Genomic DNA, 10720 nt, shown 5'->3' on the forward strand with positions numbered 1-10720 from the left:
ATCGGTCAGCACATTCAGTCGGCTCCGCACGTCTTCGCCCCGCTTGGTATCGTGGGTGGAGGTGGCGTTGAGCGCTAGTGGCCATTGTGTTTGCCGGTCGATCATCTTTTGGTGAAAGGCATCTACCGTCAGGCCAAAGTACTCCGGCGAGTCGCCCACTTCGTCGTGCCCGATGAAGCGAGTGTAGGTATACATCAGCGTATCTTCTACGCCCTTCGCCATCAATGGTCCCGTAAACTGCATGCACCGCTGGTAGAAACGCAAGGCCTGCTGTCGATAATCGTCCGTACCCGACGACGGGTTTTGCAGTAGGGCTTCATCAAGCAGACCAACGGCCGGTGCCAGTTCGGGTTTGTTCTTCCGGATGCGGCTGAAGATCGTCCGAACAGCGGTAGCTTCCTCCTCACTCAACGGCATCTGGTTGCCGTAGTAACGGTAGACTGGGCACTGAATGAGAAACTCCCCGATGGCCGTTTTTAGATCCTCGGCCGGTACGCTCGCCAGGACAGACGCATCTAATAGATTTGAATCGAGGAAGAGGGCGTACAGATTGTCCAGTTCCCCGTTCATGTGCTGGTAGAGGATATAGGCTTTTTTGTCGTGCAGCTCCGCCCGAACGGCCATTTTCTCGCCCAACAGGGCATGGTAGAAGCGGGTGAAGCTGGCTTCACTTTCTGTTCGGGTGAAGAGATTGTTGACCATCGAGAGGTAGGCATAGCCCGTAGCCCCCTGTATCGGCCAGTCGTCGGGCAAATCTTCCTTATTCTGGAGAATCTTCTCGACGACGATGTAAGCCTCGGGTCCGGCCAGTTGGCGCAGTCGCTGGAGGTAGCGGTTGGGGTCCTGAAGTCCGTCGATATGATCGACCCGCAACCCATGAAAAACGCCGGCTTCGAGCAGGGTTTTGGGAAGCTGGTGCACGGCATCGAAGACTACCGGGTCTTGGATGTTAAGGCATATGAGCGAATTGACGGTAAAGAACCGCCGGTAGTTGATCTGCTGATCGGTTTCGCCATAGAAGCACAGCCTATATGCCTGCTGATCGGTGATTTTACGGATGCAGGCTGGCATGCTGTTGACCGTTTTCAGGCAGCTTTGCACATAAGCTTTTCCTTCCTTTTCGGTCATTAATTCCGCTAATGCCTGAACGCATTCGTCCGTTTGTCGGGTGTACTGGTCCGGTTTTATGGCAGACGTGCTCTTTTCTATTCGGTTGAGTAGCTGCCGAACAGCCTTATCGGAATTGGTGCTGCCTGCTTTCAGAATGGTCGTGTACGCGTGGAGATTCAGCGGATAGGTCGTATCGAAATAAGTGATGACGAATTTCCCCTTTTGGTAGTTGACGGTAAGTTCGTTGCGGTCGATGACTTCATTTAGCGGAGAGCCCAGAAACGGCACCATCAGTCGACCCTGATGCACGGGGCTTTGCCAGTCGATATCGAAAAATGTAGCATAAGACGACAGTTGGCCTTTTTCGAGCACGTCCATGAGCCACTGATTATGCGGGTCGAACGCCATATGATTGGGCACTATGTCCTGTATCCAGCTTATCCCCCGCTGGCTTAACCGCCGACTGATGGCCCGAAGCTGAGTCTCGGTACCAATTTCAGGATTGATGCGCTGGGGATTCACGGAATCGTAGCCGTGTAAACTGCCGGGTACGGCTTCAAAAATGGGTGAAGCATACAGCGTACGGACACCCAGTTGGTCCAGATACGGGATAATCTGCTCAAAGTCACGAAAGGTAAAGTCTTTGTGAAATTGGATCCGGTAGGTGGAAACGGGATTTTTCATGAGATTGTGCGTAAATAATAAATGACTCGGGCCGGACTGAAACGGTTTGTGTACCCGTTACCGATTCGGGGGCCTGGCTCGGGTCGGATTCGGGTTCCGGCAGCCAGCATTGGTCGGTCGAGTCCAGTAATTTTTGCCAGCTTGTATTTGGCTCGCCAACGGCTGGCAGAACAATGGATTGGGGTTGTTTGGAAAAATTCATCAGGCACAGTACATGCTGGTCATCGTGCCAGCGGTGCAGCACCAGCGTCTCCGTTTCCGGATCGTCGATGACGCTGAGTGTAGCCCGATCCAGATGAGCCAGGGCGGGCAACTGTCGGCGAAGAGCAAGTAAGGTCTGGTAATAGCGAAGCAGTAGCTGATGCGGTTTCTGCCCGATGAGGTTCCACTGGAGTTTGGCCTGTCGGTAGGTTTCGTGACTTTGCGGGTCGGGCACGTCGTCGCCGTCGGAGTGAGAGGAGGCAAACTCTTCTTTGCGTCCCTGCCGAACGGCTTCGACCAGTTCCGGCTCCGTATGGCTTACAAAGTAGAAGAACGGACTCGTTTCGCCCCATTCTTCGCCCATGAACAGCAGCGGAATGTAGGGACTGACCAGTACTGCACCCGCCAGCAGCTTGAGGGCGCCGAAGCCGTATAACTGACTCGACCGCTCACCCAGCTTGCGGTTGCCCACCTGGTCGTGATTCTGCGAAAAGACGATGAATTGCTGCCCCGGATTCGTTTCGGCCTTACCACCGAAAAACCGGTTACGAACGGTTGAGTACTGACCATCATATACGTAAGAATCTCTGTACGATTTTGCTAGATGGCTCAGCCCGTCGAAATCGGCGTAGTAACCAGTTTTTTTTTCGCCAGCGGCTACCCGAAGGGCGTGGTGAAATTCGTCGTTCCACTGGGCATCCATGCCGTAACCATGTTTGGACAGTGGGTCGATGTAGCGCGGATCGTTGAGGTCGTTCTCGACAATGAGGTAATACCGGCGACCTGTGGCGGCCATAAGTTCATCGACTTGTTGCCGCAGTTCCTGAAGAATGTGTACCGGGCTGAAATCTTTTATGGCATGGACAGCATCGAGCCGCAGGGCGTCGATATGAAAATCCCGAAACCACATCAGGGCATTTTCGAGCACGTACCGCCGTACCCCATCGCACCAGGCATCATCGAAGTTAACGGCCTTTCCCCAGGGCGTGCAGTATTTGTCGGTCAGGTAAGGGCCGAAGTTGCCGAGGTAATTTCCTTCCGGCCCGAAGTGGTTGTATACCACGTCCAGCACCACCGCGATGCCTTTTTTGTGGCAGGTATCGACTAATTGCTGCAAGCCACTGGCCCCCCCGTACGACTGCTGAACGGCATAGGTGTACACGCCATCGTAGCCCCAGTTGCGCGAATCGGAAAACTGCGCCACCGGCATGATCTCGATGGCCGTTACGCCCAGCGCTTTCAGGTAGTCCAGCTTGCTCTCCATCGACTGAAAGGTGCCTTCTTCCGTAAAGGTGCCGGTATGAAGTTCATACAGCACATAGCTCTCCAGTTCTGGATTTTGCCAGTTCTCATCGGTCCACCGAAAAGTTCTTGTATCGACTGCCTGCGACGGTCCGTGTACGCCCTGCGGCTGGCAAAGGGATACCGGATCGGGGTATTCTTCCTGCCCATCGAGTTTAAACGTGTACAGATCGCCGGGTTTAAGCTGGGTAGTTGTCAACTGCCAGTAGCCCAGTGCTTCGCACGTCAGGGGAAGGGCTATCGGATGCCCGTATATTTTAATGGCTACATACTTGGCCAGGGGTGCCCATAACTGTATGCTGGCTTCGTGCTCGTTGGGAAACGTGACGCCCAGCGAGCGTTGGCCGCTATCGATGAGGTGTGTCATACGCGTATAGATTCGTTTTTGTATCGTTGAGGAAGGCCGGACACCGGTTTGCTAACCCGGTGCTGCGTGGGCCTGTTGCTGATTTTAACGGCCAGACCTTGGCAGACGCCTGTTACGTAGAAGGGGAAATGAGGCAACGGGGCAGGGTATCGACTCCGGTGGTATGGTTCTGATAAAGCGGGTTGCAAGCCGGGTGAACGGATGTAATGCGTTGGCCTGAACGTATATAGACGCCTGAACAGGCAGGGCAGGATGCCATAGACAACCAGGTCGAAGCAAACAAACGCTCTTATGCCTTGTTACACTGCTCAACTAACTGACAGTCGATGAAGAAACTCCTGCGCGAAAACGGCCTTTCTCTGTTACTCCTTTTTATTACCCTACTGACGCTGATGGGGCAAATTGTGGTTGGCTGGCATGAGTTGAACGGCGACCTGGCCGACTACGGCCGGGCACCCATTTCGTTTGGTGCTTACCTAACCAGCGGACACTGCATAGAAGCCGTCTTCGAGAACTGGGAAAGCGAGTTCTTACAGATGGGATTATATGTGCTGCTAACGGTCTGGCTCCGGCAGAAAGGGTCGTCGGAGTCTAAAAGCCTGGATGAACCGGAAGAAGTGGATCGGGAGCCGTCGCCAACCCGTGCCGGAGCTCCCTGGCCCGTACGGCAGGGCGGGCTAGTGCTGAAACTTTACGAAAATTCGCTTAGCATCGCATTCTTCCTGCTTTTCGGCCTTTCCTTTTTCCTGCACGCTTACGGGGGCGTTCGGGAGTACAATACCGAATCGGCTCTGAAAGGGAAATCGGAGGTGCTTTCCCTCTGGGAGTTTCTGGGTACCAGCGAGTTCTGGTTTCAATCCCTGCAAAACTGGCAGAGCGAATTTCTGTCGGTTCTGTCAATTGTTGTCTTATCTATTTTTTTACGACAGAAAGGTTCGCCCGAATCCAAACCGGTGGATGCCCCGAATTCTGAAACGGGTGAATAGCCGCCTATTATTTTTTACGCAATACACTCAACATGAAAAAACTTTTTACGCTTGCCGGACTCCTTTGCTGTAGCCTGACTGGTCTGGCGCAACAGACTATTTTTAGCGTTCCGTCGTCCGATATTGTGCCGAAACATAAAATCATGGCCCAGCAGCAGGTCGATATCAACGGCGAACAGATGCGGTTCTCGACAACGGTCGACTACGGGCTGGGCCGCAACTGGGAGGTAGGGGTGAACCTGTATAATGTGGATTATCAGCGGCAGGAACACACCTGGCTCCGCAACGACACTACCCTTCAATTACCCTACGCCCCTCTGCTGCTGATCAACGCCCAGCGTACCATCAACCTAACCGATGCGTTGCACATCGGTCTAGGTGGCCAAACGGGCGTAAACCTGTTTCCCACCGGGCAGCACAGTACCTGGGTAGGCTGGGGTTATGCTAATCTGGGCGCCGGCCTGTATGACGACCATTATCAACTGGTTGTTGGCGGATATGCCGGTACGCATCGCTACCTGGCCGAAGGATCGACGGTGGGGATGCACCTTGGGTTCGACGCGGGCATCTGGTACCAGAAAATACACGTCCTTGGCGACTGGGCTACCGGAACGCACGAGTATGGGCAGCTGGTACTGGGTGTGGAGGCCTATTTGCAGGAGCATCTGGCTCTGGCACTCGGCTGGCGCCGGTCTAATCAGGATGGCAATCAGGGTGCCGTTATCCAATTGACCTACACGCCCAAGTAATTATCAGGGTGTCGGAAACCCTTTTGTTTTTTCAGTAAATACGTTCACCAGCCCCGTCGCCGTATCGTAGCTGAACGAATCGACGCCGGATACGGTCACGTGGGTAATCTGCCCGCCCGTTATAAGCAGGCTCATGTCCCGGAACCGGGTAACGTCCGGCACGGCGCTGAGGTCGAGCCGGATGACCAGCCTGTTTCCGTTCACAAACTGGGTTTTCTGCGCCAGTCGTTTCACTTCCCGGTATTCAAGCTGCTCGGTCATGCCGACAAACCAGACCCGATCGGCGGCAATGGAGTCGGCATAATTGAAAAAGTTACTCATTTCCGGGTAGGTACCTGTGTGCGTACCAAGTCTCATGCCCAGGTGTTTGTTGGCGTTGCTCTTGGCCAGTAAATCTACGAACTGGGCTTTGAGCGTATTGACAATGGAGGTTGTCCAGGAGTCCTGAAAATTGCGGGTGTACTGCACAAAGCCGGCATTGTTGAACTTGCTATACCCTGTAACGGGCATCGTTTCGTCCTGAGCAAAGTTGCCTCCGTTGTTGGCCGTGTTCAGATCAAAAAAGCGTGGTATACCGTCGTACCCATCGAGGGAGTTTGTTGACGTTGACCCCAGGTATTTCAGTGAATCGGCTCCCCTCGTAAAGCCGGGGTAGTTAGTGGGCACAACAACGCACCGCATCAGGTATTCGACATCCTGACTCTTCAGCTTGGTGTACGTAAATTTCTGATTCTCGGTAACATCCCAGCCCGCCTGCGAGAAAGTAGCGCTCCAGGGCGGGTAAAAATTATTGGTTGTCGCTATTTCGTGGTAGTAACCGTGGTTCAGTATTCCCCATTTACCTGTCTTGATCATCGTGGCTACCTGCTGTGTCGTTAGTCTGCCCGTTGTACCCCACAAGTCGATGTTGTTGAAGTTAGAACGCGCATTACTTACTACTGAGCCCCGCCACTTAACTTTATTGCCGCAGCCATCCGTAAATGTTTTACCCGGATAGGTCTTTCCGTCGGCCGCTGTTCCGCCATTGAAAAAGACGTAATCGGTCCAGGTGCCGGAAAGCAGGTCGTCCCGTTCGTACTGAAACCAGGCCAGTTTATTGTATTTGAGTGGAGCAAACGTGGCCGATGGCGATATGGGGGGAGATGCGTACGTAACGGTAATGGTCACTGTATTCGACGCTACTCCCGCTACAGTGCTGCCCCCATAACGGCTACCCGATACCCTGTACAGACCCCTTACCGATTGAGCCTGCCCCTGGCTCAGATTGGCCAGGAGCAGGAACAGGATAATTATTTTTTTCATAATGTTAAAGCGGTACGCTGGATTCACGAATGACGCAAGTGGTAAATGGCGATACGGTTCCCGAAACATACTTGTTGGAAACGGTAATTCGGCCATTTGCGTCAGGCTGAACGTTAAAATAAGTGACCAGAGCCTTGTTTGGTGCAAATTCAGCTCCTCCGCCAACTCCGGAATTAAAACCGGCATTGATCGTTTTTACTACCCCGTTTATGGTGTAACTCACCGTGGCGTTACTGGCTATGGTGGTTGCACTCAAAAAATACAACTGATAGTATTTGCCTGGTGTCAATCCGTTAATACTGTAACGACCACCGGCCAGGTTTGCTGATGTTACCTGCCAGGCCGATTGCATGACGGTCTGTGGGTAAATACTACCTGCTGTGGTGGTAAAACTGCTGGCCGTTGCCTGCGTATAAGGGCTCTCCAACGTTACAAAGATAGTTGAGCTAGCTCCCGACTCTGTTAGCAACATGCCTGATGTATATGAGTTCGGGCTGGTTATCTGAGCCGCCGTTGGCTTTATTTGGTTCCATCCCGTCGTTGCCACGCCGGAAGTAGCGCCCTGGAAGGCCAGCCTGAATGTTCGTTCGGCAACAAAAGCGGCCGTCGTCGTTGCCGAAGAAACAGGACTGGTGGCCGATGTGATATAGCCCGAAGCACTAGCCGATACATCAACAAAGTAGGCCGTCAGGGTAGTTAATCCCGTAATTGTCGCACTCGTAGCAGCGGTCGTGACCGTCGTTGCCGAGGTCATATCACTAGTGAGTGCATAGCGAATCGAATAACTGGTCGCGTTGGGCGATGCGGTCCACGAAACCCCAATTGCCGATCCACCCAGCGCCGTTGCAACCACGTTAGCAGGTATTGCCAGATTACCAATCGTTCTGGCCGAAGCCGTTGTACTGGTGGCCGATGTGACAAAGCCGGGGGCACTCGCCGATATATCAACAAAATAGAGCGTTCCCGAGGCCAGGTCTGTGAGGGTGGTGCTGGTCGTTGTCGTTGTGATTGTCGTGGCCGAAGTCATACTGCTGCTGGTGGCGTAGCGGACCGAATAACTGGTGGCGCTGGTCGACCCGGTCCACGAAACAGCAATGGTCGAGGTACTTTGTGCCGACGCCACTACGTTTGTGGGTGTGGGCAGTGTTACCGGCGCATCATTGGTTCGGGCCGTGGCCGAAGTGGGCACCGAAGCCGTAAAGCCTGGAGCCGTTGCCGACACATCAATGAAGTAAGATGTGGAAGACTTTAGCCCGGTAAGGGTCGTGTTGGTCGCGGTCGTCGTGACCGTCGTTGCCGAGGTCATGCTGCTGTTGGTGGCGTAACGAACCGAATAACCGGTGGCGCTGGCCGACCCGGTCCAGGAAACGGTGATGGCCGAGGTACTCTGTGGCGACGCTACTACGTTTGTGGGTGCTGCCAGCGTTACTGCTGCGTCGGGAGTTCCGGCCGTGGTCGTAGCAGGTGCTGATGACGTAAAGCCCGAAGCCATCGCCGATACATCAATGAAGTAAAAGGTGGATGGTTTGAGCCCCGTAAGGATCGTGCTGGTGGTCGTCGTTGTGACTGTGGTAGCCGAGGTCATGCTGCTGTTGATAGCATAGCGAACCGAATAACTGGTGGCATTGGCGGATGCTGTCCAGGAAACGGCGATGGTTGAGGTACTCTGTGGCGACGCCACTACGTTCGTGGGCGCTGCCAGGGTTACCGGTGTCTGGCCAGTCGTTGCCGTAACGACAGCGCTGGCATCCGAAGAAATATAACCCGACGCACTGGCCGAAACGTTAATAAAATAAGTGGTTGCCGGTGCCAATTCTGTAAGTGTAATGCTGTTGTTCGAGCTGGATACCGTCGTTGCCGAGGTCATGTTGCTATTGGTGGCGTAGCGAACCGAGTAACCGGTAGCGTTGGGCGACGCGGTCCACGAAACGTTAATGGTTGATGGGCTAGCCGGCGATGCTGCTACGTTTGTGGGAGCTGTGAGTGTTGGCGTAGGTGCACCGGTCGTTGCCGCAACAGTCGGGCTGGCTGCTGACGGAGTGAAGCCCGAAGCCATCGCTGATACATCAATGAAGTAGGTAGTCACCGGCGTTAACCCTGTCAGTGTAACACTGTTGATAGCGGTCGTGACGGTCGTTGCCGAGGTCATATCACTGGTGAGCGCATAACGGACTGAATAACCGGTAGCATTGAGAGTGCCCGTCCAGGAAACGGTAATGGCCGATTCGCTTGTGGCCGACGCCACGATGTTTGTCGGTGTTGCCAGCGTTGGTACAGGCGCACTGGTGGTTGCTGTAACGATATTGCTGGCTGCCGACTGAGTGAAACCGGCAGCACTGGCCGAAACGTCAATAAAGTAAGACGTGCCGGGTGTCAAGCCCGTAAGGTCTATTCCGTTGTTAGAAGTAGTAATGATGGTGGCCGAGGTCATGCTGCTGTTGGTGGCGTAACGAACCGAATAGCTGGTAGCGTTGGGCGACGTGGTCCACGAAACGTTAATGGCTGATGAACTGATTACCGACGCCACGATGTTTGTGGGCGCACTGAGCGTTGGCTGAACCGTTGAAATAGTAGCCGACACAGTGCCATAGCCGGATGGTGAGGTATTTGATCCACCCGATGCCTTGATCCGGAAATAATACGTTATGCCAGCTGTCAGTCCGGTTGCCGTATAACTGGTACCTGAGAGTACAGACAGCATGGTTAGGTTTTCTGTAAAACCGGAGTTCGTCGCTGACTCCAACGTATACGAGGTTGCGTTGGTCGATGCTCCCCAGGAAAGTAAAATAGATGTATTACTGGAAATTGATGCCGTAAGTGTTGGGGTAGATATGGTGTATGTGCCCGAATTAACAGCGATCTGCTCCTGCAATTGACCAACCAATGCCGACAGGCTGGCTACCTGAGCCATGGTTATGGCCAACTGTGTCTGTAAGGCCGTTACACTGGCAGCGCTGCTAGTCACAGTGGCTGTGTTTGCCGCAACGGTATTCGACAAATTGGATATAGTGGCATTTATCTGATTGATGGCGGTCGTGTTGGTGGCGATTACTGCTGTATTAGCCGCCATGTTATTGTTAACCTGATTAAAGGCCGCGTTTATGGCTGCATTGGTAAGCGGGTTGGTCGATGTGGGACTCAGCGCATTATCGACCGTTACCGAACTACCATTGGTACCCCCGTTCGGTATGGTTACGGTGAGTGAATTTCCATTGCTGGTAACCACGGCGTTAACGAAGGTGATGGCGCGAACACTGTCTTTGATCGCTAACCGAACCTGCGAGAGATCGGTCTTATTATTCCAGGTCTCCTTTTCGCTATCACTGACAAATCTGTACAAACTGGTCTGAGTAATACGGGTAGGATCAAAAGCACTTATCCAGCCTGGATTTGAATATGTGCCGGTCGTTTTAACCACGTTGGCACTTAGGCGGGCATCATCCACCGGACCTGATAGCGTAGCCGTTGCGGCCGTCACCTGGGTCTGCAGAGCGGTTATGCTGGCCGCATTAGTAGCAATGGCAGTGGTATTGGTGGCAATGTTGGCGTTGGCCTGACTAATAGCTGTCGTGTTGGTGGCAATACTGGCGTTGGCCTGACTAATAGCCGCTGTGTTGGTGGCAATATTAGCGTTGGCCTGACTGATGGCCGTGGCGTTGGTCGCAATGCTGGCGTTGGCCTGGTTGATGGCCTTGGTCACAGCCGCATTGGCAATGGCATTGGGCGATGTGCTACTCAGGACACTATCAACCGGCATGGATGCACCCCCACTCCCGGTCGGGATGGTGACAGTGGTGGAGGAGCCGTTGGTGACAACGCCCGCATTGACGAAGGTATAGGTGCGCAGGCTGTCCTTGATGGCCGAGCGCACCTGAGCGAGGTCAGGTTTGTTATTCCAGGCTTCTTTCTCACTGTCGGAGACGAACCGGTGGAGGCTGCTTTGGGTGATGCGGGTAGGATCGAGGGCGTTCAGCCAGGTAGGGTTCGAGTAGGAACCGGTCGTCTTGACCACGTTGGCG

The 10720-nt window shown here is 53.8% G+C and carries 6 protein-coding genes; 2 read left to right on the forward strand and 4 right to left on the reverse strand.

Annotated elements, in window-relative coordinates:
- Positions 1-1794: malto-oligosyltrehalose synthase (gene treY, locus NT073_RS00540; RefSeq protein ID WP_297367123.1), on the reverse strand; the 1794-nt coding region annotated here is incomplete at its 3' end.
- Positions 1736-3664 carry a malto-oligosyltrehalose trehalohydrolase gene (gene treZ / locus NT073_RS00545; protein ID WP_297367126.1) on the reverse strand — a complete coding sequence of 643 codons (1929 nt, stop codon included), beginning with the start codon at positions 3662-3664 and terminating at the stop codon, positions 1736-1738. The genes treZ and treY, both read right to left, overlap by 59 nt.
- A 326-nt stretch (positions 3665-3990) precedes the next feature.
- Here treZ and NT073_RS00550 point away from each other — a divergent pair, with 326 nt between their 5' ends.
- Positions 3991-4650 carry a DUF6766 family protein gene (locus NT073_RS00550; protein WP_297367128.1) on the forward strand — a complete coding sequence of 220 codons (660 nt, stop codon included), beginning with the start codon at positions 3991-3993 and terminating at the stop codon, positions 4648-4650.
- A 32-nt stretch (positions 4651-4682) separates the two neighbouring features.
- Positions 4683-5399, forward strand: coding sequence for a hypothetical protein (locus NT073_RS00555; protein ID WP_297367131.1), 717 nt, complete (start codon positions 4683-4685; stop codon positions 5397-5399).
- A gap of 3 nt (positions 5400-5402) precedes the next feature.
- On the opposite strand, the gene NT073_RS00560 is transcribed toward NT073_RS00555, so the two are convergent.
- A complete protein-coding gene (locus NT073_RS00560; RefSeq protein WP_297367134.1) occupies positions 5403-6701 on the reverse strand; it encodes a hypothetical protein in 1299 nt (432 codons plus the stop codon).
- Positions 6702-6705: 4 nt separating this feature from the next.
- A partial coding sequence (locus tag NT073_RS00565; RefSeq protein WP_297367137.1) for a fibronectin type III domain-containing protein occupies positions 6706-10720 on the reverse strand: 4015 nt, incomplete at its 5' end.

Origin of the sequence: Spirosoma sp., from assembly GCF_026391055.1 — a bacterium.
GTDB lineage: Bacteria > Bacteroidota > Bacteroidia > Cytophagales > Spirosomataceae > Spirosoma.